The 24,668-nt window shown below is 70.0% G+C and carries 21 protein-coding genes and 1 pseudogene; 5 read left to right on the forward strand and 17 right to left on the reverse strand.

What is annotated here, in order from left to right:
• Positions 1-50: 50 nt before the first annotated feature.
• Positions 51-857 (reverse strand): glycosyltransferase family 2 protein, encoded by an 807-nt coding sequence (locus tag KZ820_RS20190; protein WP_219750610.1) that lies wholly within the window; start codon positions 855-857, stop codon positions 51-53.
• Positions 857-1,915: a glycosyltransferase family 4 protein gene (locus KZ820_RS20195; protein ID WP_219750611.1), complete on the reverse strand. Its 1,059-nt coding sequence runs from the start codon at positions 1,913-1,915 to the stop codon at positions 857-859. Before KZ820_RS20195 ends, KZ820_RS20190 begins: the two co-directional genes overlap by 1 nt.
• Positions 1,916-1,971: 56 nt before the next feature.
• Between KZ820_RS20195 and KZ820_RS20200 the strand changes: the two genes are divergently transcribed.
• Both KZ820_RS20200 and KZ820_RS20205 read left to right on the forward strand, forming a co-directional pair.
• Positions 1,972-2,778, forward strand: a complete 807-nt coding sequence (locus tag KZ820_RS20200; RefSeq protein WP_219750612.1) for a glycosyltransferase family A protein — start codon at positions 1,972-1,974, stop codon at positions 2,776-2,778.
• Complete coding sequence (locus tag KZ820_RS20205) at positions 2,775-3,731, forward strand: hypothetical protein (protein ID WP_219750613.1); 957 nt, start codon at positions 2,775-2,777, stop codon at positions 3,729-3,731. The genes KZ820_RS20200 and KZ820_RS20205 overlap by 4 nt, the downstream gene beginning before the upstream one ends.
• A 72-nt stretch (positions 3,732-3,803) precedes the next feature.
• Here KZ820_RS20205 and KZ820_RS22380 read toward each other — a convergent pair.
• From KZ820_RS22380 to dnaK, 7 genes and pseudogenes are all read right to left on the reverse strand, one after another.
• Positions 3,804-3,923: pseudogene (locus KZ820_RS22380) on the reverse strand (PEPxxWA-CTERM sorting domain-containing protein); the annotation flags it as partial.
• A gap of 624 nt (positions 3,924-4,547) precedes the next feature.
• Positions 4,548-6,071 carry an efflux transporter outer membrane subunit gene (locus KZ820_RS20215; protein WP_219750615.1) on the reverse strand — a complete coding sequence of 508 codons (1,524 nt, stop codon included), beginning with the start codon at positions 6,069-6,071 and terminating at the stop codon, positions 4,548-4,550.
• A complete protein-coding gene (locus tag KZ820_RS20220) occupies positions 6,068-7,216 on the reverse strand; it encodes an HlyD family secretion protein (RefSeq protein WP_219750616.1) in 1,149 nt (382 codons plus the stop codon). Before KZ820_RS20220 ends, KZ820_RS20215 begins: the two co-directional genes overlap by 4 nt.
• Complete coding sequence (locus KZ820_RS20225) at positions 7,213-8,865, reverse strand: MFS transporter (RefSeq protein ID WP_219750617.1); 1,653 nt, start codon at positions 8,863-8,865, stop codon at positions 7,213-7,215. Before KZ820_RS20225 ends, KZ820_RS20220 begins: the two co-directional genes overlap by 4 nt.
• A gap of 295 nt (positions 8,866-9,160) precedes the next feature.
• Complete coding sequence (gene era / locus KZ820_RS20230; protein ID WP_308462293.1) at positions 9,161-10,078, reverse strand: GTPase Era; 918 nt, start codon at positions 10,076-10,078, stop codon at positions 9,161-9,163.
• 23 nt (positions 10,079-10,101) lie between these two features.
• Positions 10,102-11,220 (reverse strand): molecular chaperone DnaJ, encoded by a 1,119-nt coding sequence (gene dnaJ, locus KZ820_RS20235; protein ID WP_219750619.1) that lies wholly within the window; start codon positions 11,218-11,220, stop codon positions 10,102-10,104.
• A gap of 137 nt (positions 11,221-11,357) precedes the next feature.
• Positions 11,358-13,265 carry a molecular chaperone DnaK gene (gene dnaK, locus KZ820_RS20240; protein ID WP_219750620.1) on the reverse strand — a complete coding sequence of 636 codons (1,908 nt, stop codon included), beginning with the start codon at positions 13,263-13,265 and terminating at the stop codon, positions 11,358-11,360.
• A 188-nt stretch (positions 13,266-13,453) separates the two neighbouring features.
• Between dnaK and KZ820_RS20245 the strand changes: the two genes are divergently transcribed.
• Positions 13,454-13,735, forward strand: a complete 282-nt coding sequence (locus tag KZ820_RS20245) for an ETC complex I subunit (RefSeq protein ID WP_219750621.1) — start codon at positions 13,454-13,456, stop codon at positions 13,733-13,735.
• Between the two features lie 343 nt (positions 13,736-14,078).
• On the opposite strand, the gene fumC is transcribed toward KZ820_RS20245, so the two are convergent.
• On the reverse strand, positions 14,079-15,494 hold the full coding sequence (gene fumC / locus KZ820_RS20250; protein ID WP_219750622.1) for a class II fumarate hydratase: 1,416 nt from the start codon (positions 15,492-15,494) through the stop codon (positions 14,079-14,081).
• 261 nt (positions 15,495-15,755) lie between these two features.
• Between fumC and KZ820_RS20255 the strand changes: the two genes are divergently transcribed.
• Positions 15,756-17,078, forward strand: a complete 1,323-nt coding sequence (locus KZ820_RS20255; protein WP_219750623.1) for a dicarboxylate/amino acid:cation symporter — start codon at positions 15,756-15,758, stop codon at positions 17,076-17,078.
• Between the two features lie 434 nt (positions 17,079-17,512).
• On the forward strand, positions 17,513-18,394 hold the full coding sequence (locus KZ820_RS20260) for a hypothetical protein (protein ID WP_219750624.1): 882 nt from the start codon (positions 17,513-17,515) through the stop codon (positions 18,392-18,394).
• A 9-nt stretch (positions 18,395-18,403) separates the two neighbouring features.
• Here the strand turns inward: KZ820_RS20260 and KZ820_RS20265 are convergent, their stop codons facing one another.
• The 7 genes from KZ820_RS20265 to KZ820_RS20295 all read right to left on the reverse strand — a co-directional run.
• On the reverse strand, positions 18,404-19,465 hold the full coding sequence (locus KZ820_RS20265; protein ID WP_219750625.1) for a TrmH family RNA methyltransferase: 1,062 nt from the start codon (positions 19,463-19,465) through the stop codon (positions 18,404-18,406).
• Between the two features lie 216 nt (positions 19,466-19,681).
• Positions 19,682-20,146 carry a transcriptional regulator NrdR gene (gene nrdR / locus KZ820_RS20270; RefSeq protein ID WP_219750626.1) on the reverse strand — a complete coding sequence of 155 codons (465 nt, stop codon included), beginning with the start codon at positions 20,144-20,146 and terminating at the stop codon, positions 19,682-19,684.
• A 32-nt stretch (positions 20,147-20,178) separates the two neighbouring features.
• The gene (locus KZ820_RS20275) at positions 20,179-20,376 is read right to left on the reverse strand and encodes a hypothetical protein (RefSeq protein WP_132909567.1); all 198 of its coding nucleotides are present in this window, start codon (positions 20,374-20,376) and stop codon (positions 20,179-20,181) included.
• 12 nt (positions 20,377-20,388) lie between these two features.
• Positions 20,389-21,696 carry a serine hydroxymethyltransferase gene (gene glyA, locus KZ820_RS20280; RefSeq protein ID WP_183930496.1) on the reverse strand — a complete coding sequence of 436 codons (1,308 nt, stop codon included), beginning with the start codon at positions 21,694-21,696 and terminating at the stop codon, positions 20,389-20,391.
• Positions 21,693-22,127, reverse strand: coding sequence for a ribose 5-phosphate isomerase B (rpiB, locus tag KZ820_RS20285; protein WP_219750627.1), 435 nt, complete (start codon positions 22,125-22,127; stop codon positions 21,693-21,695). Before rpiB ends, glyA begins: the two co-directional genes overlap by 4 nt.
• A gap of 99 nt (positions 22,128-22,226) precedes the next feature.
• Complete coding sequence (locus tag KZ820_RS20290) at positions 22,227-24,053, reverse strand: DUF885 domain-containing protein (RefSeq protein WP_219750628.1); 1,827 nt, start codon at positions 24,051-24,053, stop codon at positions 22,227-22,229.
• A 64-nt stretch (positions 24,054-24,117) separates the two neighbouring features.
• Positions 24,118-24,668 (reverse strand): hypothetical protein (locus tag KZ820_RS20295; protein ID WP_219750629.1); only part of this gene is annotated, 551 nt, incomplete at its 5' end.

Consider the following 24,668-nt stretch of genomic DNA (forward strand, 5'->3'; position numbering starts at 1 on the left):
GCTCTCCGCTCACGCGCCGGCTCGCGTGGGGATAGCTCCCTCCGTCAGCGCTACACGCTGCCACCTCCCCGTGCCGGGGAGGATCGAGGCTTATCCTCCCATGTCTTCTCGCGCAGGTTGAGGTGGCTCAGCTTCCGCTGCGCCAGTCGCGGGCCCAAGAAGCGGTAGAAATACCAGTTCTTCGCCGCAGCCGGTGTGAGATGGTAGAGTAGCCGCTCCGCCAGCGTCCAGCGCACGCGACGGCGATCGCCGCGGCGATCCGAGGGTATGCACCACAAATCGTAAGGGTAGACCACGCTCCCCTGCTGCACCACGCGCTGCATGATCTCGTGGTCCATCAGCACGTACGGCCAGTACCGCTCGGCATAGCCGCCCGCGGCGACCAGCGCCCGGGTGCGGAAGGTCTGGCCGAAGCCGCCCGTGTGGGTCTGCTTGGGCCACAACCGGCTCACGATCTGGTTGTGCCGCCGCTTGCGACGTGCCTTCGCCGGATCGAGCGGCACGTCCGTCGCCATCGCCGCCGCCACCCGCGGGTCGGCGTCGAGCGCCGCCTGCGCGGTGGCGAGATAGCCCGCCGGGTAGAAGGTATCGGCGTCGCCGAACGCGACGAACTCGGTGCTGATCGCCGCCATCGCGCGCTCCAGCGCGACGATCTTGCCCGGGCGGGGCTCGCTGAGATGGACGAGCTCGATGCCGTCACTCGCGAAGGCGCGCGCGATCGCGGCCGAGGCGTCGGTCGAGCCGTTGTCGACCAGCACCAGCCGGAAGGGCCGGAGCGTCTGCGCGGCGAGGCTGGCGAGCGTGTCGGCGAGGTACGCTTCCTCGTTGTAATAGGCGATCACGAAGGTCCAGCGCATCAGCGCGCCTCCGCCAGTCGCAGCAGCGTACGACACGACGGGGCGCTCGACCGCGGCCCGTGCGTCGCCAGCACATGCGCGCGCGCCGCCCTGCCCATCTCCGCCATGCGCCGCTCGTCGCGCAGCAGCGCCGCCACCAGCGGGCGATAGTCGCGCTCGGTGATGCGCAGCCCGCAGTCGTCGGGCAGAACGTCGGCCCCGATCCGGTCGGCGAAGGCCACTACCGGCCGCGCACATGCCATCGCCTCGGGGATGGCGCGTGGAAAATAGTCGCGCCGCCCGGCGTGGAAGAAGAGTCCGGTCTGCGCCAGCAGATCGGGAATGCGCGCGTGCGGCACGTGGCCGAGCCAGTCGATCGCAGGATGGCGCCGCTTCATCACCGTCTCCTGCGGCCCCCCGCCCGCGACCGCGACGCGATGCTGGCGCGACAGCGCCCCCACCTCGGCGAAGCTCTTCCATCGCGTCACCCGGCTGACCGAGAGCAAATCCCAGGCGCGCTCGGCCGCCTGGGGCCGGAACAGCTCGGTGTCGATCGTCTTGGGCAGCCGTTCCATCCGCTCGCGCGGGATCGCGCGGCGCAGCCAGCCGCCCGCGGCCAGCGCCTCCTCCTGCACCGCGCTCTCGGTGAGCAGCAGGCTGGCGTGCGGCACCAGCCGGCTCCAATAATCGCCGCCGATGATCAGCGCGAAGCGCCGCCGGTCGGGGCGTAGGCAACGGTCGAAGAGGCGATAGCCCGCGCCGCCGTTGGTGCCGATCAGCACGAACAGATCCGCCGGATCCGCGCGTGCCGCCGCCACCATCGCGTCGCTATAGTGATCGCGCGACTTCGCCTCGCCGCCGCTGCGCGCGAACAGTCGCACCGTGTACGGCAGCCCGATCGGCGCCGCCGGGCGGTGCTCGGCGGCCGCCTCGGCCACGCCCCACAACTCGACATCCGCCCCCATCGCGGCTAACAGCGCGGGCATCCGACGGTCGCGATTGTCCCATCGCAGCCACTCCGCCGGATCGGCGACGCCGTGGTAGGTCGGATAGGTGAGGACGAAGATGATGCGTGTCATGGGCCCGGGTCGCATGCCCGTACCAGCGCCGACGCGCGCTGCCTAGGTTGAGGCCCGTGAACGACTTTCTCACTCCCTACCGCGCCGTCCGATCGTTCGACGACGTCGGGCCGCGCGTCTCGTGCCTGATGGTCACCGCCGACCGCCGCCGCCTCACCGAGCGTTCGGTCGACTGCTTCCTGGCGCAGACCTATCCCAACCGCGAGCTGGTGATCGTCGACGACGGCAGCGAGGATTACGCGCCGATCCTCGCGCGCATCCCGGCCGACCGGCTGATCCACCACCGCCTGCCCAAGAACCCCGCGACGACGCTCGGCGAGCTGCGCAACCTCTCGCTCGATCTCGCGCGCGGCGAGCTGATGGCGCATTGGGACGACGACGATTGGTTCGCGCCGCAGCGACTGGCGCGCTCGGTCGAGACGCTGGGCGACAAGGCCGCGGTCTGGGCCGAGGCGACGCTGATGCACCTCGACGATCCCGCCTGGCTCGATCGCCCCTATCTCAGCTGGTTCAAGGGCGGCGCGCCCAGCACGATCGTCCACCGCCGCCGCGACGACATCCGCTACCCGAAGGAGCGCAAGGGCGAGGACAGCACCTTCCGCGACGCCTGGCTGCGGCTCGGCACCGCGTTGATCCCGAAGCGCGAGGCGCATCTGCTGATCCGCTGCTTCCACGGCAGCAACACCTGGGACCGCGGCCATTTCGAGCGGCGGCTGGCGCTGCGCCCGGCGCAGATCGCCGAGTGGAAATTGCGCCAATGGACCGGCACGACCGCGGGCTATTCCGCCTTTCGGCTGACCCCCGAACAGCGCGCCGCGTTCGACGCTTATGTCGCCCAGTCGCGCGCGCTGGGGCTGTTTTGAGCGAGACGGACGCGCCGCCCGCGACCGGGTGGCGGGCGTGGGGCGAGCGGCCGTGGGTGCGCCGCCTCGGCTGGGCCGCGCGGCTGCTGTTCTTCGCCGGGATGGTCACCTGGATGGTGCTCAAGGTGAACGCGATCGGCTGGGGCCAGGTCGCCCGCTCACTGCCGACGAACCCGCTCTTCTACCTGCTGTTCGTCGTCACCTTCCTGGTGCTGCCGGCGTCCGAGATCGCGGTGTTCCGCACGATCTTCGCGCGCCCGCTGCCCGGTGCCTTCCCGGTGCTGGTGCGCAAGCGCATCCTCAACAGCGCGCTGGTCGGCTATTCGGGCGAGCTCTACCTGTTCGTGTGGCTGCGCCGCGTCATCGGGCTGCGCAGCAAGACGATCGCGATCGGGCTCAAGGACAATGCGATCCTCTCGGCGGTGTCGTCGGGGCTGGTGACGCTGCTGCTGCTGCTCGGCTTCGCCGCGGCGGGCAACGGGCGGCGCATCGCGGCCTGGCTCGATCCGGGTCCGGCGCTGCTGATCGCCGGCGGCGTCGGCGCGGTGTTTCTCGCGCCGCTGCTGTTCCGGCTGCGGCGTCAGCTGATCGCGATGCCGCTGCCGCTCGCGGCGCGCGTGCTCGCCATCCACGTGGCGCGGATCGCGGGCGTGGTGCTGCTCCAGGCGACGCAATGGGCCGTGGTGCTGCCGCAGGAGCCGTGGAGCGTGTGGCTGGTGTTCCTCACCGCGCAGATGGTGATATCGCGGCTGCCGATCGTTCCCAACCGCGACCTGCTGTTCCTCAGCGCCGCACTGGAGATGAGCGGCACGATCAACGGCCCGCGTGAGGCGATGGCCGGGCTGCTGCTCGCCGGCGGCGCGCTGACGCAGGGGAGCAATCTGGCGTTCTACCTGCTCACCGCGTTGTGGAAGCAGCCTGAGGTGGAGGATGAGCGGAGCGAGGCGGCGTGATCAACGCCGCTGTGGGCGAGAGGGTAGCACGCCGTAATATGCCACCCTCCCCGTCGTCGCGCCGCGCCGACCTCAGGCTGCGAAGCGCACCGTCGACGTGCCGCGCCGATAGCGCAATGCCGCACCCACGAGCGCGAAGCCGACGATCATCATTGCCCATGTCGCGGGTTCCGGAACCGGGCCGTTGACGTTGAACAGGTAGCGCGACGTTTCGCCAGACCGGTAAGAGGTGAAGACCGCGGTGTACTTCACGTTAGTCGCAAGTTCTTGCTGTAGCCAAGGGTTAAGGTTGCCACCGGAATCATCGTTCGCACCGATGACGGCCCGGCTTGCGTCGCTCGGATCAGACCCGCCCGCCAGCAGATAGAGGAACAGGTCCTTGCCCGGATCGAGGGCAACAAGGTGCAGATCATACGGGCCGTTCTTGTCGACGACAAAGTCAAACGTATCGTAGAAAAAACCTTCTCCACGTGGTGAGCCGGAACTCTTTCCGCTTTCCGTAGAGCCAGTATGACTCAGCGACAGCGCCATCGCTGGTGTCGCCAAAATACCGAAAACCGCATAAACGAGTGCTACACTGGATTTTCTCATGTTTTGCCCTTTCCTCTAGGGCTTGACGTTGTACTTGCCTTGGCATGAGCGGGCAAATCGTTGCGATCTTAGCTGTAAGACCACGTTCCACATACTTTCCATAGATTTGAGCGGCTGGTTCGCCTCGATATCGTTAATTAATATCGTCACGCAGCTCATTTCGGCGAGGCAACTGGTCGCCAAGAAGCGATGTCAGTTGCATGGCAGACAGCGGCCATGCCGTCGTCATCGCACCACCGCGGCCACCTCCGCCGGTGTCCACCCGCCGCCCATCGCCTGGTACAGAGCGACATAGCTCGTCAGCCGGTCGGCACGCGCCTGCACCAGCGACAGCTCGGCGGTGAGCAAGGTGCGCTGCGCGTCGAGCTGCTCGAGATAGGCCGAATAGCCCGCGCGATAGCGGTTGGTCGCATTCTCCAGCGCGCCGCGCGACGCCGCCGCCTGGGACGCCAGCGCGTCGGCCTGCTCGCCCGTGCGGCGCACCCCGACCAGCGCGTCGTCCACCTCGCGGAACGCTACCAGCGCGGCGCGGCGATAGGCATAGGCCGCCTGGTCGCGCCGCGCCGTGGCGACCTGCTCCTGCGCGCGCAGCCGCCCGCCGTCGAAGATCGGCCCCAGCACGCTCGCGCCCAGCGAGAAGATCACCTCGGGCTGCGCCAGCGCGGTCGAGAGGACGAGGTTGCCCGCGCCCGTCAGCGACAGGTTGGGCAGCATCGCGGCGCGCTGACTGTCGAGCGTGCGGTCCGCCGCCACCAGCGTCTGCTCGGCCTGGTAGAGATCGGGGCGACGGCGCAGCAGCTGCGCGGGTAGCCCACCCGGCAGCGGCGGCGTCGCCAGCCGGTCGAGCGCCAGCCCGCGTGCCACCGCGCGCGGCGAGTCGCCGGTCAGCAGCGCCAGCGCATTCTCCTGCCGCGCGATCGCCAGCTCGGCGGCGGGGACGAGCTGCTGCGTGGCGGCATATTCCGCCTGCGCCTGGCGGTACTCGAGCCGCGAGGAGTAACCCGTCTCGTAGCGCCGCCGCGCGATCCGCAGCGCCTCGGCGCGCGCCGCCAGCGTCGCGCGCGCTATCGCCAGCCGCTGGTCGAGCGCGCGCAGCGTGACATAGCCCGAGGCGGCGGTGGTGGCGGTGGCGAGCCGCACCGTGTCGCGCGCCGCCGCGGTGGCGAGCAGCTGCGCGCGCGCGGCGCGGCTCGCCTGGCGCAGCCGCCCGAACAGGTCGAGGTCGTAGCTGAGCTGCACACCGGGCTGCACCGCGGCCGAGCGCGCGGTGGTGCCGAGTGCGCTGATCGACTGGCCCTGAGTCTCTGGCACGGTGCCGCCGAGCTGCGGCGTGAGCTGCGCGCGCGCCAGCGCCTCCGCGGCGCGCGCCTCCTCGACCCGCGCGGCGGCGGCGAGCACGTCGAGGTTGTTCGCCAGCGCGTGCTCGACCAGAACGGTGAGCACCGGGTCGCCGAAGCCCTGCCACCAAGCCGCGCTGACCGGCGATGCGTCGGGCGCGGTCAGCGCGCTGCGCCAAGCCGGCGGCGGCGTGACGGTGGCGTCGGGCGGCGCGGCGCGGCGCGGGCCCGGCAGCGCGCAGCCGGCGACGAGGAGCGGGAGGAGGAGCGCGCGGACGGCGCGGGCGGCGGAGCGACGCGTACACGCTACGCTGATGGGTCCGATCCGCTTCTCCGAACTTCTAGGAGGTGAGGGTAAGACGGCGCCGCCAACGCCCTTTCCGCCTAGCACCTGACCGCTAGCCTCGCTCATCGCGGCGTCGGCGTGCCGGCGGTGTCGACGCGCGCCTGCACCGACATGCCCGGACGCAGCCGCGCCGCCAGCGCCTGCCCCGGATCGATCCGGATCCGCACCGCGATCCGCTGGGGCACCTTGGTGAAATTGCCGGTGGCATTGTCCGATTTGAGCACCGCGAACTCGCTCCCCGCCGCGGGCGAGATTCGCTCCACCCGGCCCGACAGCCGCGCGTTGGCGAGCGCGTCGACGGTGAAGCTGGCGCGCTGCCCCACCGCGATCCGCGCCGTCTGCGCCTCCTTGTAGTTGGCGATCACCCAGGTCTCGGCCGGCACCAAGAACATCAGCTGCGAGCCCGCGGTGACATATTGGCCGACGCGCACCCCCACCTCGCTCAGCCGACCCGCCTCGGGCGCGCGGATCACGGTGTTGGCGAGATCGATCCGCGCCAGCCGCAGCGCCGCCTGCGCGCCCGACACGCCCGCCTCCTGCCCGCCGCGCCCGACCGCGACGGTGCGGATGTCCTGCCGCGCGATCTCGCGCGCGGCCTGCGCCTGCTGGAGCTGGGCCTGCGCCTGGCGCAGCGTGGCGAGCGTCTGGTCGCGCTCGCGCAAGGAGACCGAGCCGTCTGTGACGAGGTCGTTGACCCGATTCATGTCGGCCTGGGCGCGGAGCAACTGCGCGCGCGCGTTGGCCAGCGCCGCTTCCTGTCCGCCGAAGCTCGCCTCGCGGCTCGCCGCGGCCTGGACGCTGTTGGCCAGCGTCGCCCGCGCGTTCTCGACCTGCGCCTCGGCCTGGTCGACGCGCTGCGCGTAGATGCGCTGGTCGACCACCACCAGCGGCTGTCCGGCGCGGACCGTCTCGAAGTCGCGCACCAGCACCTGCGTGACATAGCCCGACACCTGCGGCGCGATCACCGTGGTGCGGCCGCGGACATAGGCGTTGTCGGTCGACTCATAGTCGCTGGTGAACGGCCACATGCGCCACGCCGCCAGCACCGCCAGCACGCCCGCGAGCGCGAGCAGGCTGATCAGCAGCGTCGCGGTGGTGGACAGGCGCGGCGGGCGCCAACCCGAGCCGGCCGGCACGGCCGCGGCGGGTTCCTCGGCGGCGCGCTCCTCCGTGACGGGGCCGGCAGCGACGGGCGAGCGGGGGTCGGTCATGCGATACTCACGCGACGCGCGCGCCACTCGCGGCGCAGCAGGAGGAAGAGAAGGTACAGGAAGGTCAGCGCGGCGAGTACCGCGATCAGCCGGAACATGTCGTCATAGGCGAGGACGTTGGCCTCGCGCGTCGCGGCCTGCGCCAGCAGCGCGCCGCCCTCCGCCGAGCGCAGCCCGGTGTCGCCGACCACGCGTGCCACCCCCTTTGCCCCGGCGGCGAGCCGCGCCTGAACCTGCGGGTCGGTCGGGTCGACCAACTGGACCAGCGCGGCGCTGTTCGCCTTCTCGCGGACGATCTGATAAGTGCCGAGGATCGCCGCTCCGGCCAGGCCGCCGATCGAGTTGAGCACGCCGAACAGCGCGATGAAGCTGATCACGTGCCCCGTCCCTTCCTTGAGCGCGCGGGTCATGCCGAACAGCAGCGACGGGCCGAGGAAGAAGGCGCCCGCGAAGGCGATCACCGCCTGGGTGAGATACAGCTGCGGCGCGCGCGTCAGGCTGGTCGAGGAGGAATCGACCCAGGCGGCCACCGCCACCAGCCCGATCGCGAGCATCACCGGGTGCGCCAGTCGCTCGACGTTGAGCGTCACCGCACTGACGATGAAGCCGCCCGCGGTGGCGAGGAAGATGATCGTGAAGAACGGCCCCAGCTGGTCGTTGTTCTGCCCCAGCACGGTGAGCAGCCCGACCGCCCCATAGGTCTGTTCGGACAACACGATCCGGGCCATCAGCGTGACCACCGCGAAGCGCAATATGTCGGCGCTGCCGAGCCAGCGCGTGTTGATCAGCGGGTTGGCGCGGTGGTGCTCGATCACCAAGGCGGCGGCGAGCATCGGGATCGCGGCGAGCAGCGCCCAGCCGATCCAGCGCGCCTCGGTCCACCACACGTAGCGGCCCAGCCCGAGCACCGCGGCGAACAGCGCCATCGCCCCGGCGTAGAGCGCGAAGGTGAGGAAATCGAGCTTCTCGAAGGCGGGCTGGCGCGTCGTCGGCGGCAGGCGGAAGACGGTCACCGCGGCGAGGCTGAGCGCGGCGAGCCCGAGCTCGAACAGGTACAGCGTGCGCCACTGGCTCATCGCCAGCAGCTCGGGCGAGAACAGCCGAGCCAGCGGCGTCGCGCATTGCGGCGCGCCGATGCCGAGGACGATCGCGCGGAGCCGCCACTTCGCCGGCACCGCCTGCATGAAATAATAGAGCGCGAAGGTGGAGAGCGGCGCCGCGGCCAGCCCGCTCGCGGCGCGTACCGCGATCGCCGAGGCGAAGCCGTGGACGAAAAGATGCGCGAAGGTCACCGCGACATAGATGCCGATGAACAGCATCGCGAACGGGCGCAACCCGAACTGCTGTCGGAACTTGATCAGTAGCAGGTTGATGCTGACGTTGGTCATCACGTAGACCGTGGGCAGCCAGGCGATCTCGGACGCATCGAGCCCCAGCGCCCCCGCCAGCGTCGTCGTGTTGGCCGCCACCAGCGCGTTGCCGAACCCCCCGGTGAGCCCCACCAGCGTGCCGACCAGCGCATAGGTGAGACGGCGGCGCAGCGGGTGCTCGGGCGAGCCGGGCGAGCCGGGCATCGCCGGGCGCTCGTGCGGGGCGAACTCCCAGCGTTCCTCGCTCACGAAGTCGCGCAGCCGCGTCAGCACCGCCATGGCGTCGTCCCGTGCACCCCCTTCGCGGCCTGTCACCGGCCGATGACGGGTAGGACGCACCGGGCGGCGGCAAGTTCATCCGGAAGGGGCGCCAACCAACCCATCCCCCTCCCGTGCGTCGTCCCCGACTAGTTCCGAGATCCACCGTTCCGCGAGCACCACGGCCGTCGAACGCGCGGCACGGTGGATCCCGAAAAAAGGCCGGGATGACGGTAGGGGGGAAGAGGCGGGCCGACCCGACCACCGCGGTCCCGGTCGCACTTTCGCTACCGCCGCGCCGCCGCACGCCCCGCCGTCACTCCACCCAGTCGAGCCCGATGTCGCGGTAGACGCCGCGGTCCTCGTCCCAGCCCGGCTTGACCTTCACGTGAAGGTAGAGGTGGACCGGCCGGTCGAGCAGCACCGCAAGCTCGGCCCGGGCGCGCGCGCCGATCTCGCGGATGCGCGCACCGCCCTTGCCCAGCACGATCGCGCGCTGGGTCACGCGCTCGACCAGGATCTGCTGGTGGATCTCGGCCGAGCCGTCGTCGCGCTCGCTGAACTTCTCGGTCTCGACCACGCTGGCGTAGGGCAGCTCGGCGTGCAGCTGGAGGTAGAGCTGCTCGCGCGTCACCTCGGCCGCCAGCGCGCGCTCGGACGCGTCGGACACCTGGTCCTCGGGGTAGTGCCACGGCCCCGAAGGCATCGCCGCCGCCAGCGCGCGCTTGAGCTGGGGCAGGCCGTCGCCGGTCTGCGCCGAGACGAAGAAGGTCTCGGCGAAGGGCAGCATCGCGTTGAGCTTCTCCGCGTGGATCAGCAGCTTGGGCTTGTCGGCGAGGTCAACCTTGTTGAGCACGAGGTAGATCGGCTCGCGCCGCTCCTTGAGCGACCCGACGATCTCGGTCACCTTGGGGCCGAGTCCGCCCTTGCCGTCCACCACCAAGGCGATCACGTCGGCGCCCTCGGCGCCGCCCCACGCCGCCGCCACCATCGCGCGGTCGAGCCGGCGGCGCGGCTCGAAGATGCCGGGTGTGTCGACCAGTAGCAGCTGCGTCTCGCCCTCGAGCGCCACGCCCATCAGCCGCACGCGCGTGGTCTGCGCCTTGGGGCTGACGATCGCCACCTTCTGGCCGACCAGGGCATTGACCAAGGTCGACTTTCCCGCATTGGGCGCGCCCACCACCGCGACCAGCCCGCAGCGTGTCGCTGGCGAATGTTGCGAATGTTGAGTCACCGGCGCGTTTCCGTCCACGCCGCTCACTCGCCCGCGAACGCGTTCTTCAGCCGCGAGAAGAAGCCTTGGCTCTGCGGGCATTCGTCACCCGTCTCGGTCTCGCGGAACTCCTCGAGCAGCGCGCGCTGGCGCGTGCTTAGCTTGGTCGGCGTCTCCACCTCGACCTGGATCACCAGGTCGCCGGTGCCGCGGCCTTGCAGCACGGGCATGCCCGCACCGCGCTGGCGCAGCTGCTTGCCCGACTGGATGCCCGCGGGGATCTTGACCTCGTGGCGCTTGCCGTCGAGCCCGGGGATCGACATCGTCCCGCCCAGCGCCGCGGTGGTGAAGCTGATCGGCGCGCGCGCGAACAGGGTGGTGCCCTCGCGCTCGAAGATCGCGTGGCGCTTCACATGGAGGAAGATGTAGAGGTCGCCCGGCGGTGCGCCGCGCGCCCCCGCCTCGCCCTCGCCGGTGAGGCGCACGCGCGTGCCCTCGTCGACGCCCGGCGGCACGTTGACCGCGAGAGTCTTGGTCTTCTCGACGCGGCCTTCGCCGCGGCAGTCGGCGCACGGATCGGTGATCACCTCGCCCGAGCCGTGGCACAGCGGGCACGCCCGCTCGACCACGAAGAAACCCTGCTGCGCGCGCACCTTGCCGTGGCCGTGGCAGTGCTGACAGGTGTGCGCGTGGGTACCCGGCTTGGAGCCGGTGCCGTGGCAGGAGTCACAGGCGGCGGAGATGTCGACGGTGATCTCCGTCTCCTTGCCGTGATACGCCTCCTCCAGCGTGATCTCCATGTCGTAGCGCAGGTCGGCGCCGCGGCGCACCTGCCGCCCGCCGCCGCGCTGGCCGCCCATGAACTCGCCGAACACGCTCTCGAAGATGTCGGAGAAGCCGGCGAAATCCTGCGCACCGCCGGCACCGCCGCCGCCGTTCTTGAAGGCGGCATGGCCGAAACGATCATAGGCCGCGCGCTTCTGCGGGTCCTTGAGGCAGTCATAGGCCTCGCTGACCGCCTTGAACTTGGCCTCGCTGTCCTTGCACCCGGCGTTCTTGTCCGGATGGTATTTCATCGCAAGCTTGCGATACGACGATTTGATCGTCGCCGCGTCCGCGGTCCGCTCGCAGTCGAGCAGCTCGTAATAGTCGATCTCGGTCATGCCACGCCCCCGCGCCTATCGCCGTCACCCCGGCGAAGGCCGAGGTCCAGTGCCGCGCGCGGTCTCGTCTGCGGCGCTGGATACCGGCCTGCGCCGGTATGACGGGAGAGGTTCATGTCAGTTCACTCCGGCGCGGATCACGCCTTGTGGTCGTCGACTTCCGAGAACTCGGCGTCGACCACGTCGTCCTTCGGCGCATCGGCCTGCGCGGTCTCGCCCTGCGGCGCGGCCTCGCTCTGCTGCTGCTTCTCGTAGATCGCCTGGCCGAGCTTCATCGCGACCTGCGCCAGCGCCTGGCTCTTCTCGTTCATCTGATCGGGATCGTTCGACTCGACCGCCTTCTTGGCGGCGTCGATCGCGCCCTGGATCTCACCGCGGAGCGACTCGTCGACCTTGTCGCCATTGTCGGCGAGCTGGCGCTCGGTGGTGTGGATCAGCGACTCGGCGTTGTTCTTCGCCTCGGCCGCCGCGCGGCGCTTCTTGTCCTCCTCGGCGAACGATTCGGCGTCGCGCACCATCTGGTCGATGTCCGCGTCGGAGAGACCGCCCGAGGCCTGGATGCGGATCTGGGTCTCCTTGCCGGTGCCCTTGTCCTTGGCCGAGACGTTGACGATGCCGTTGGCGTCGATGTCGAACGTCACCTCGATCTGCGGCACGCCGCGCGGCGCCGGCGGGATGCCGACCAGGTCGAACTGGCCGAGCAGCTTGTTATCCGCCGCCATCTCGCGCTCGCCCTGGAACACCCGGATCGTCACCGCCTGCTGATTGTCGTCGGCAGTGGAATAGACCTGGGTCTTCTTGGTCGGGATCGTGGTGTTGCGATCGATCATGCGCGTGAACACGCCGCCGAGCGTCTCGATGCCGAGCGACAGCGGGGTGACGTCGAGCAGCAGCACGTCCTTGACGTCGCCCTGGAGCACGCCCGCCTGGATCGCCGCGCCCATCGCGACCACCTCGTCGGGGTTCACGCCGGTGTGCGGGTCCTTGCCGAAGAACTGCTTCACGATCTCGCGCACGCGCGGCATGCGCGTCATGCCACCTACCAGCACCACCTCGCTGATGTCACCTGCGGAGACGCCCGCGTCGGCCAGCGCCTTCTTGCACGGATCGAGCGTGCGCTTGATCAGGTCCTCGACCAGCCGCTCCAGGTCGGCGCGGGTGATCGTCTTGACGAGGTGCTTCGGGCCGTTCTGGTCGGCGGTGATGAAGGGCAGGTTGACCTCGGTCGACTGCGCCGACGACAGCTCGATCTTCGCCTTCTCCGCAGCCTCCTTGAGGCGCTGCAGCGCGAGCTTGTCCTTGGTGAGGTCGATGCCCTCGTCCTTCTGGAAGCCCTGCGCGAGATAGTCGACGATCTTGTTGTCGAAGTCCTCGCCGCCGAGGAAGGTGTCGCCGTTGGTGGCCTTCACCTCGAACACGCCGTCGCCGATCTCGAGCACCGACACGTCGAACGTGCCGCCGCCGAGGTCATAGACCGCGATCGTCTTGCCGTCCTGCTTGTCGAGGCCATAGGCCAGCGCCGCCGCGGTCGGCTCGTTGATGATGCGCAGCACCTCGAGGCCCGCGATCTGGCCGGCGTCCTTGGTCGCCTGGCGCTGCGCGTCGTTGAAGTAGGCTGGGACGGTGATCACCGCCTGGGTGACGGTCTCGCCGAGGTAGGACTCGGCGGTCTCCTTCATCTTCTGCAGCGTGTAGGCGCTGATCTGCGACGGGCTGTAATCCTTGCCGCCGGCGTTGACCCACGCGTCGCCATTGGCGCCGCGCACGATCTTGTACGGGACCAGCTCGGTGTCCTTCTTGGTGACGGGATCGTCGAAGCGGCGGCCGATCAGGCGCTTCACCGCGAAGATCGTGTTGTCGCCGTTGGTGACGGCCTGGCGCTTCGCGGGCTGGCCGATCAGCCGCTCGCCGTCCTTGGCGAAGGCGACGATCGACGGCGTGGTGCGCGCGCCCTCCGCATTCTCGATGACCTTGGCCTTGCCGCCTTCCATCACGGCCACGCACGAATTGGTGGTGCCGAGGTCGATCCCGATAACTTTTGCCATGAGTGCTTTGCCTAGCCCCTGCGTTGACGTGTATTGATGCGGCGGCGCCCCGTTACGGCAGCGCAACCGCGATGACGAAGCGCGATATAGGTGCGGCGTCGCGCCCCGCAAGATTGCGGCACCGGTGTGGCGGGGCGCGGGCGGGAACGATTGCCTGACTCGCGCGTGTCACGTAGGGAGGCCCGACCATGCAGACCGCCCGCATCTACCAGCGCCCGAAGAACGCCATGCAGTCGGGCAAGGCCCGCACCGATCACTGGCAGCTCGAGTTCGAGCCGGGCGAGCCCAAGAAGCCCGACGCGCTGACCGGCTGGGCCGGCAGCGGCGACACGCGCGACCAGGTCAAGCTGGGCTTCCCGACGTGCGAGGCGGCGGTGGCCTATGCCGAGCAGCAGGGGCTGCGCTACACCGTGATCCCGACCCCGACCAAGACGCTGAAGCTGCAGAGCTACGCGGACAACTTCCGGTAGGTGCGGGGGGAGGGGCTAACCTCCCGCGTCGCTGCTCGCGCCTTCCCGCGGCTGTGAAGGATCCGACGTCTAGTTCGCGCCGGGTCGACTCATCGTCGAGAGCGGCGCTCTTCTCTCGCCGTCAGCCTCGCGTCCCTGCCGCCCTCCTCCCGCCTCCCCGTCATCCCCGCGGAGGCGGGGATCCAGACGCGCGGACTTCTCGATAGAGGCGCGACGTCAGCGTTTATGGAGGCCCGCCTTCGCGAGGATGACGCAAAGAAGGCGGTGCCATCGGCGCGTGACAAGCGGTCGCATTGAGCCACCACCTATCCCGTCGTGCCAAGCAAACGCGACCCCGGCGCCCTCACCGCTCGCCCAGCATCGCCTCGGGCCGCACCACCCGGTCGAAGGTCTCCGCGTCGACCAGCCCAAGTTCCAGCCCGGCCTCGCGCAGCGTCAGCCCGCGCTCGTGCGCGTGCTTGGCGATCTTGGCGGCATTGTCATAGCCGATCTCGGGCGCGAGCGCGGTGACCAGCATCAGCGAGCGCTCGACCAGCTCGCCGATCCGCGCCTCGTTGGCGCTGAGCCCGTCGACGCAGCGCAGCGCGAAGCTCTCGCATCCGGTCGCCAGCAGATCGATCGAGCGCAGCACCGCGGCGCCGATCATCGGTTTGAACACGTTGAGCTCGAGGTGCCCCTGCGCGCCGCCGACCGTGACCGCGACGTGGTTGCCCATCACCTGCGCCGCCACCATCGTCAGCATCTCGCACTGGGTCGGGTTGACCTTGCCCGGCATGATCGAGCTGCCCGGCTCGTTGGCGGGCAGGTCGAGCTCGCCGAGGCCACTGCGCGGGCCCGAGCCGAGCAGGCGAATGTCGTTGGCGATCTTGGTGCACGCCACCGCCAGCGTGTTGAGCGCGCCGGAGAGGTGAACGAGCGGGTCGTTGCTCGCCAGCGCCTCGAAGAGATTCTCCGCCGGCGCGAACGCCACGCCGGTGATCGCGGCGAGCTCGGCGGCCACGTCGCGCGCGAACTTGGCAGGCGCGTTGAGCCCGGTGCCGACCGCGGTGCCGCCCTGCGCGAGCCGGTCGGTGCCCTGCTCCACCGCGGGCTCGATCCGCCGCAGGCAGCGGTGCAGCTGGTGCGCGTAGCCGGAGAATTCATCGCCGAGCGTCAGCGGCGTCGCGTCTTGGAGATGGGTGCGGCCGATCTTCACCAGCCCGGCCCACTCGCGTGCGCGCGCGTCGAGCGAACCGTGCAGTCTCTCGATCGCAGGGATCAGCCGCCGGCGCACCGCGAGCGAGCAGGCGACGTGAAGCGCGGTGGGGAAGCTGTCGTTGGACGATTGTCCGCGGTTGACGTCGTCGTTGGGATGGACCGGCGCCTTGCCGCCGCGCTGGCCGGTGAGGATCTCGTTGGCGCGGCCCGCGATCACCTCGTTGACGTTCATGTTGCTCTGCGTGCCGCTGCCGGTCTGCCAGATTACCAGCGGAAATTGGTCGTCGAGCAGCCCCTGCGCGATCTCCTGCGCCGCGGCCTCGATGGCGTCCGCCTTCTCGGCGGCGAGCCCGTGGCGGCGGTTCACCCGCGCCGCCGCCTGCTTCACCAGCGCGAGTGCGCGGACGATCTCGATCGGCATCCGCTCGCGCGCGCCGAACGGGAAATTCTCGAGACTGCGCTCGGTCTGCGCGCCCCAATAGGCGGCGGCGGGCACCTCGATCGCGCCGATCGAGTCGGTCTCGGTGCGCGTGGCGGCGAATTCGGTGGGGGCGTCGGTCATGCCGGCTCAACTCGCCGGCGGCCGCGACGTTGCGCGACACGTCAGCGGCACCGACCCGCTGCGGCGCGCGAACTTCGGCACGGGGGGCCTCGCGCCGCCGCGGAAACCCGCACGGCAGGTCATCGCGATGTCACCGCCGAGAACGCGATCCGCCAGCATTTCCGCGGGTTTGAGGCGAAGCGACTGCGACGCTGGCGCGATCGCCCGACGGGATTATCCTAGGATGACGAGACGTCCGACCGCCGGACGCAGGAGAGGCCCATGACCGTCATCCCCGCCGCCGCGCCGCCCGCCGCGCCGCGCCCCTTCTACCAGCATCTCTACGTCCAGGTGCTGATCGCGATCGTCGCGGGCGCGCTGCTCGGCCATTTCCAGCCGACGCTCGGCGCCGCGCTCAAACCGCTCGGCGATGCCTTCATCAAGCTGGTGAAGATGGTGATCGCACCGGTCATCTTCCTCACCCTGGTGAGCGGCATCGCGGGGCTGAGCGAGCTCCGCTCGGCCGGGCGGATCGCGCTCAAGGCGTTCGGCTATTTCCTCTTCTTCTCGACGCTGGCGCTGGTGGTCGGGCTGATCGTCGCCAATGTCGTCCAGCCCGGCGCGGGCATGAACGTCGATCCCGCCACGCTCGATACCGGCGCGGTGAAGGACTATGCCGCCAAGGCGCACGAGACCTCGCTGATCGGCTTCCTGCTCGCGATCATCCCGACCACGCTCGTCTCCGCGCTGGCACAGGACAATATCCTGCAGGTGCTGCTGGTGGCGATCCTGTTCGGCGTATCGATCAGCCTCGTCGGCGCGCCGGCGCGGCCGGTTCTCGACCTCGTCGAGCGGCTCAACCTCGTCGTCTTCAAGGTCGTCGCCATCCTGATGCGTGCGGCGCCGATCGGCGCGTTCGGCGCGATCGCCTTCACCGTCGGAAAATATGGCGCAGGCAGCCTGGTCAACCTCGGCGGGCTGGTGCTGACCTTCTACGCCACCTCGCTGATCTTCGTGCTGGGCGTGCTGGGCGTGGTGGCGCGGCTGCACGGTTTCTCGATCCTGCGGCTGATCGCCTATCTAAAGGGCGAGCTGCTGCTGGTGCTCGGCACCTCCTCGTCCGAGCCGGCGCTGCCGGGGCTGCTCACCAAGCTGGAGGCGGCCGGGTGCGATCGCGGCGTGGTCGGGCTGGTGGTGCCGACGGGCTATTCGTTCAACCTCGACGGCACCAACATCTACATGACGCTGGCGGCGCTGTTCATCGCGCAGGCGTGCAACGTCGACCTCACGCTCGGCCAGCAGCTGCTGCTGCTCGCGGTGGCGATGCTCTCGTCCAAGGGAGCGGCCGGGGTGACCGGCGCCGGCTTCATCACGCTGGCGGCGACACTGTCGATCGTCCCGACCGTGCCGGTTGCGGGCATGGCGCTGATCCTCGGGGTCGACCGCTTCATGAGCGAGTGTCGCAGCCTGACCAATTTCGTCGGCAACGCGGTGGCCGCGATCGTGGTGGCGCGCTGGGAGAACAAGCTGGACCGCGCGCGACTCGACTCAGCGTTGCGCGGGGACGTGGCGCTGTCGGACACGGCGCCGCTCGCCGCCGAATGATCGCTTCGATCAATGGTTACCAACCATCTCATTTGATCTGCATCATCAGCGGAGCAACATATTGTCTCGGGGAAGGCAGAAGGCGCAATGTGATTACCGCTTTGGGCATATGCCGCTAAGCTGAACTCTAGGTGACGAAAAGATCATCTACCAACCATATTGGGTAAAAGGCACCTGTGCGACAGTCCCACTTCACCGTATAATGTACTCATTCCGCTGAAAAAGGCTTTGCGGGGGCGGCGGGTTGCACGGGCTATGCAGGGAGCTCGTGCAACCATTGGGAAACGCCGACACTCGTCCGTCTTTATCCGGGAATGATTGTCTTGACGGCGATGGTTACTGAAGGTGAAAGGACCAGCACGGTGCCGAATTACGCGACGGCCGCGCGACGTCAGACTGACATGCCCCCGGCTCATGCCAGCGTTCGTCTCTCGATGCCCATTCATCAGAAGGTGCGGCTGATCGCCGAGCTGCATACCGGCATCAACGTCGCCATGCTGCGGCCGCTGCGCGGCAACGTCGATCGTCTGCTCGTCCTGGCGCTGCTGATGCGCACCGCGCTGACCAAGCCCGAGCGCGACGGCGCGATCTCGATCCACTCGGCGGCGCTGTCGCTGGGGCGGCCGTTCGAGACGGTGCGCCGCCACATCGCCGCACTGATCGACTCGGGGCTTTGCCATCGGATCGACGCCGGTGTCACCATGTCGCCGCGCTTCTGGCGCAGCCGCTTCATCAAGGCCAAGCTGCGCTACGCGCACGATTGCTTCGTCCGCTTCGTGGCCGATGCGACGGCCGCGGGCGCGATCGAGCTGCCGACGATGCGTTCGGTCGGCCATTTCACCGAGATCGACGGGGTGTGCGGGCTGCTCGACCTGATGCTGGCGCTGGTCGATCAGAACCGCAACCTGTTCCCCGAGGCGGTCGATACCGCGATCTTCTCCGCGATCCTCCACGCCAACACGCAGCGCTTCGCCGCCGAGGGCGGCACGCTGGCGGCGCGTGGCGAGAGCGGCGCGAGCTTCCGCCAGAGCCATGCCGTACGCGTCGCCGCGATCGCGCGCGCGCTGTCCCTACCCGACACCACGGTACGCCGCCGCATCGCCGCGATGACGGGGCCGAGCGGGCCGCTCATGCGCACGCGCTCGGGCACGCTGGTCGATCCGGCCTGGCTCGAACGCGCCAGCGCGATGGCGTGCGAGGCCCGTCACGGCTCGATGCAGCTGATCCTCAACCGCGTCGCCGCGGCGGGCTTCCCCTTCCACGCGCCCGCCTCGGCCTATCTGGGCGGACGACCGGAGAGCCCGCGGATCGACTGAGCGGAGCGCTCAGCCGCGCGGCGGGCGCGGCGCCAGCGCAGAGAGCACGCCGCGCATCGTGCGGACCTCCTGGCTGTTCCAGCCGGGCTTGGTCAGCATCGTCCGCAGCGTGCGACGCGACGCGGGTGCGCGGTCGAGCGGGAAGAAATAGCCCGCCTCGTCGAGCAGCGCGTCGAGCTGCGCGATCATGCCGTCCAGCTCCTGCTGCGGCGCGGGCGGGGCGAGCTCGGTCTCGGGCGGGCTGGCGAGCGCCTGCCCCTTCGACCACTCATAGGCGACCAGGATCACCGCCTGGGCGAGGTTGAGGCTGCCGAACTCGGGGTTGATCGGCACGGTGACGATCGTCCGCGCCACCGCGACGTCGTCGGTCTCGAGACCCGATCGTTCGGGGCCGAACAGGATCGCCGACCGGCCGGCGTCGGCGTGGATCGCGCGCGCGGCGACCTCTGGGGTGACGACGGGCTTGGTGACTCCGCGCTTGCGCACCGTGGTGGCATAGACATGGGCGCAGTCGGCGACCGCCTCGGCGACGCTGTCATACACGAGCGCGCGCTCGAGCACGACGTCGGCGCCCGAGGCGGCGGGGCCGGCCTGCGGATTGGGCCAGCCGTCGCGTGGTGCGACGAGCCGCAGCTCGGTCAGCCCGAAGTTGAGCATCGCCCGCGCGGCCTTGCCGATGTTCTCGCCCAGCTGCGGGCGGACGAGGACGATGACGGGGGGTGGGGCGGGCGACGCGCCATGCCACCGTTCGCGCTGAGGAGAGGCTGAGCCTGTCGAAGCCTCGTCTCGAAGGGCTGACCGCCGTCCGAGTCGACTGATCGACGCCCAGTCCCCCGCAACGAGCGCCTCCTTCTTGGCACGCGACCAACCCTTGATCTGCTGTTCGGCGGCGAGCGCATCGTCGCGACCCGGAAAGGCTTGTGACCAGACCAGTGTGACGGGGCGTCGCTCACGCGTGTAGCCCGGCAGCTCGCCCGTCTGATGCTGGTCGATGCGCCGCTCAAGGTCGTCGGTGTGGCCCACGTAATAGCTGCCGTCGGCACAGCGGAGTAGGTAGGCGAAGAAGCTCATCACCGCGCTATGTGGCCCTCGTAGAGCTCAGGCAAGGGCGGTGGCGTTCGCGGTGGGAGCGCTTCGAGACGAGGCTTCGGCAAGCTCAGCCTCTCCTCAGCGCGAACGGTAGGTTCGGGCCGCGGGCCTTGGAAGAGATCCGTTCGTGCTGAGCAGCCGCTGAGCTCGTCGAAGCGGCGTCTCGAAGCACCGCGCAGTCCGCTCATGGCAGCGCCCTCACCCTTCCCGCCCGGCCTCCTCGACGCTGCCGGCGAACTCCTCGAAGTCGCGCGCCTCGCTGAAGTCGCGGTACACGCTGGCGAAGCGGATATAGGCAACCGAGTCGAGCCCCTTGAGCCCGTCCATCACCATCTCGCCGATGCGCTTGGCCGAGACCTCGGCGTCGCCGCTGGTCTCGAGCTGGCGCTGGATGCCGCTCACCAGTTTCTCGAGCTGGATCGGCTCCACCGGGCGCTTGCGCGCCGCGATCGACACCGAGCGGAGCAGCTTCTCGCGGTCGAACGGCTCGCGGCGATGCTCGCTCTTCACCACGGTCAGCTCGCGCAGCTGGATCCGCTCGAAGGTGGTGAAGCGCGCGGCGCAGCCCTCGCACTGGCGCCGGCGCCGGATCGCCGCCCCGTCGTCGGTGGGGCGGCTGTCCTTCACCTGGCTCGCGTCATGGCCGCAGAACGGGCAGCGCATCTCAGTCCTTCACCCGTCCCGGTAGGCGGCGCTCACAGCCCGCTTTTCTTGGTGCCCTTGTGATAGGCATAGGCCGCGCCCGCGATCGCGCCGAACACCGGGCCGATGAAGGGCACCGGGATGGCGACCACCGCGCCGAGCGCGCCCCATTTGGCCATGCTCTTGCCCAGCCCGGGCGTGCCCTGCACGTTGCTCTGCACCTCGCGGGCCTTCTCGTCGATCGACGCCATCGGCGAACCTCCTTATTGGTAGATCGGGAAACGCGCGCACAGCGCACGCACGCGGTCCCGAACGCTCGCCTCGACCTGCGGGTCCCCCGCCTCGCCCTTCTGCGCCAGCCCATCGAGCACGTCGGCCACCATGTTGCCGATCTCGCGGAACTCGCCCGTGCCGAAGCCGCGCGTCGTGCCCGCGGGCGAGCCGACGCGGATGCCGCTGGTCTTCACCGGGGGCAAAGGATCGTTGGGGATGCCGTTCTTGTTGCAGGTGATGCCCGCGCGCTCCAGCGCCTCGTCGGCGTCGCGGCCGGTGACGCCCAGCGGGGTGAGATCGACCAGCGCCAGGTGCGTGTCGGTGCCGCCCGAGACCAGGTCGGCGCCGCGCTCCTTCAGCGTCGCCGCGAGCACCTTGGCATTCTCCACCACCGCGGCCGCATAGCCGCGGAACTCGGGGCGCAGCGCCTCGCCGAACGCCACCGCCTTGGCGGCGATGACGTGCATCAGCGGGCCGCCCTGCAGCCCGGGGAAGACCGCCGAGTTGATCTTCTTGGCGATGGCCTCGTCGTCGGTCAGGATCATGCCGCCGCGCGGGCCGCGCAGCGTCTTGTGCGTGGTGGTGGTGACGACGTGCGCGTGGCCGAACGGGGTCGGGTGGACACCGCCCGCGACCAGACCGGCGAAATGCGCCATGTCGACCATGAAGGTCGCACCGACCTGGTCGGCGATGGCGCGGAAGCGTGCGAAATCGATGTGGCGCGGATAGGCCGAGCCGCCCGCGATGATCACCCGCGGCTTGTGCTCGGCGGCGAGCCGCTCGACCGCGTCATAGTCGATCAGATGCGTCTCGGCGTCGACGCCGTACTGCACCGCGTTGAACCACTTGCCGCTCAGCGCCGCGCGCGCGCCGTGGGTGAGGTGGCCGCCGGCGTCGAGGCTGAGCCCCAGGATCGTGTCGCCCGGCTTGGCCAGCGCGAGCATCACCGCGCCGTTGGCCTGCGCGCCGGAGTGCGGCTGCACGTTGACGAAGCCGCAGCCGAACAGCTGCTTGGCGCGGTCGATCGCGAGCTGCTCGACCTCGTCCGACGGGTGGCAGCCCTGGTAATAGCGCTTGCCCGGGTACCCTTCCGCATATTTGTTGGTGAAGACCGAGCCCTGCGCCTCGAGCACCGCGCGGCTGACGATATTCTCGCTCGCGATCAGCTCGATCTGGGTCTGCTCGCGGGTCAGCTCATGCTCCACGCCGGCGAACACCGCGGGATCGGCCTCGGCGAGGCCGCGATCGAAGAAACCGCTCGGCGCCGTGCTGAGCTGGTGGGCGGGGTTGGTGCTCATACGGGCTCCTTGAGCATGTCGACGCGGGCGGCGTGGCGCCCGCCGAGGAAGTCGGTCGCCAGGAAGGTGGCGACGCACTGCTTGGCCATGTCGAGGCCGATCAGTCGCGCGCCGAGCGCGATCGCGTTGACGTCGTTGTGGCTGCGCGCGAGCGCGGCGGAATAGGGCTCCGACACCAGGGCGCAGCGCACCGCCGGGTTGCGGTTGGCCGCGATCATGATGCCGATGCCCGAGCCGCACAGCGCGACGCCGCGCTCGACCCGGCCCGAGGCGAGCGCCTCGGCGAGGACGCGGCCATAGTCGGGATAGTCGACGCTGGCGGTGCCGTCGGTGCCGAGATCGGTGACGGCGTGGCCCTGCTCGTTGAGCCAGGCCTTGAGCTCCTGCTTGAGCGCGAAGCCGGCATGGTCGGTGGCGATGGCGACTCGCACGGGATCACTCCTCCGGGCGCGGGCGGACGATCGCCCGCGATCCTCGCCGGGTGCCCCCCGGCGCCGGCGCAGTCAAGCGCGAATGGGTCGTGGCGTGGCTTACCCCTTCTTCGCCGCGATGTAGCGATCGACCTGCTCCTCGAGCACGCCGAGCGGCAGCGCGCCCTGGCTCAGCACCGCCTCGTGGAAGTCGCGGATGTCGAACCTCGGCCCGAGTTCGCGCTCGGCGCGCGCGCGCAGTTCGGCGATCTTGAGCTGGCCGACCATGTAGCTGGTCGCCTGCCCCGGCCAGTTGAAATAGCGATCGACCTCGCGCGCGGTATCGGTGTCCGACACCGAGCTGTTGGTGCGGAAATAGGCGATCGCCTGGTCGCGCGTCCACCGCTTGGCATGGATGCCGGTGTCGAGCACCAGACGGATCGCGCGCCATACCTGCAGCGACAGCATGCCGAAGCGATCGTAGGGCGTCTTGTACACGCCCATCTCGTCCGCCAGCCGCTCCGAATAGAGCCCCCAGCCCTCCATATAGGCGCCGTAGCCGCCGAACTTGCGGAACTTGGGCAGGTCGGTCAGCTCCTGCTGGCGCGCGATCTGAAAATGGTGCCCCGGCGCGCCCTCGTGCGCGGCGATGCCCGCGACCTGCACCTTCTGCGTCTGGTTCATGTCGACCAGGTTGACGTAGTAGATGCCCGGCCGCGTGCCGTCCGCCGAGGGCGGGTTGTAGAAAGCGGTGGAGGCGGTGCCCTCGCGCCACTTCTCGACCGCGCGCACCTCCAGCGGGGCCTTGGGCAGCACGCGGAAATAGCGCGGCGCCGCCGCCATCACGCCGGCGATCACGGCGCGCGCGTCGCCGAGATACTGTTCGCGGCCCGCGGCGGTGTTGGGATATTTGAGCGACGGGTCCGTGCGGACCTTGTCGAAGAACTGTTCCAGCGTGCCGGTGAAGCCGACCTGGCGCTTGACCGCTTCCATCTCGCCGCGGATCGCCGCCACCTGCCGGAGCCCGAGCTGGTGGATCTGCTCGGCGCTGAGATCGGTGGTGGTCGAGTCGCGCAGCCGGTCGGCGTAATAGGCCGCGCCGTCGGGCAGGTGCCACGCGCCGTAATTGCCCGTCGCCTTGGGCGCGATCTCGTCGAGCGCCGCGATCAGCACGGTATAGCCCTGGCGGAACGGGCCCTTGAGCGCGGCGGTGGCGTCGGCGAGCAGCTGCGTCTTGGTCGCGGCCGGCGCGTCGAGCGCGGCGACCTTCTTGCGGAAGTCGGCCAGCAGCGTCGAATCGGGGCCGGCATCGAACGGCGCGCCGGTGACGACCTTGAGCGCGTCGGCGCGGGCCGGGGCGAAATTGACCTGGTTGGGAATGATCCCCTTGGCGGCCTGCAGGCGCATCGTCGCGGCGACCTCGCGCATCACGCGCTCGGTGTCGCGCAACCGCGCGATGTACGCACGCGCGTCGGCGACGGTGTCGACGCGGTGGTTGTTGATCAGCAGCACCGGGAGCGCGCCCGCCGGGCTGCCGTTGGTCGAGACCGGGAAGCGCAGCTGGCGGAAGCGGAACGCGGCGCGGTCGCGCGCCACCTGCTCCTCGAACAGGCGATAGCTGACCCGCGCCGACTCGCCGAGCTGCTCGGGGCGGAAGCGGCGGTGCAGCTCGGCGAGCTGGCGCTCGGCGAGGTCGCGCGCGCGCACCTGCGCGGCGTCGGTGTAGTCGTCGAGCCGATCCTCGTCGGTCTTCAGGCCGAGCTGGGTCTGACTCTCCGGACTGAGCGCGAGCTGCTCGTCGAACTTCTGGTCGAGGAAGGCGAGCAGCGCGCGGTCGGCCGCCTGGGTCGCGCCCGCGGGCGCCGCGGGCGGGGCCGCCTGCGGCGCGGGCGCGGCGGCGACCAGCGCGAGGGTCGACGTCAACAACAGCGCGGCGTTCAGGCGCATTCACTCTCTCCCGGTGCGACGCGCCTTCATGTCGCGCGCATACCGGCGGCGCAATGGTCGCGCGTCAGGGCTTCTTCGGCAACAGCAGGTCGACCACCTGCTTGAGCGGGTCGAGCAGACCCGGAAGCGGCTTCTTGGCGGCATCGTCCGCCGCCTTCTGCGCCGCCTTCGCCGCGTCGTCGGCGGCCTTCTGCGCGTCGCGCGCCGCCTTCTCCTGCTCCCTGGCGGCGTCGGCCGCGGCCTTGGCGGCCTTGTCGGCAGCGTCCTTCGCCGCCTTGTCCGCGTCCCTGGCAGCCTTGTCGGCGTCGCGTGCCGCCTTCTCCGCGTCCTTGGCGGCCTTGTCGGCGGCCGCCTTGGCGGCCTGATCGGCGGCCTTCTGCGCCTGGTCGGCGGCCTTGGCGGCATCCTGCGCCGCCTTCTGCGCGGCGAGATCGGAGAGGGCCTTGGCGGCGTCGCGGGCGGCCTTCTCGATCGCTGCCTGCAGCGCCGCGGCGGCGGCGTTGCCGGCGCCCTTGGCGGCGCTGTCCGCCTGCGCCTGTGCCTGCGCGGCCTGCGCCGCCGCCGCGGCGGCGGCGGCCTGGGCCGCCTGCGCCTGGCTCGCCGCCGCCGCCTGCG

Origin of the sequence: Sphingomonas citri (genome assembly GCF_019429485.1) — a bacterium.
Classification (GTDB): domain Bacteria; phylum Pseudomonadota; class Alphaproteobacteria; order Sphingomonadales; family Sphingomonadaceae; genus Sphingomonas; species Sphingomonas citri.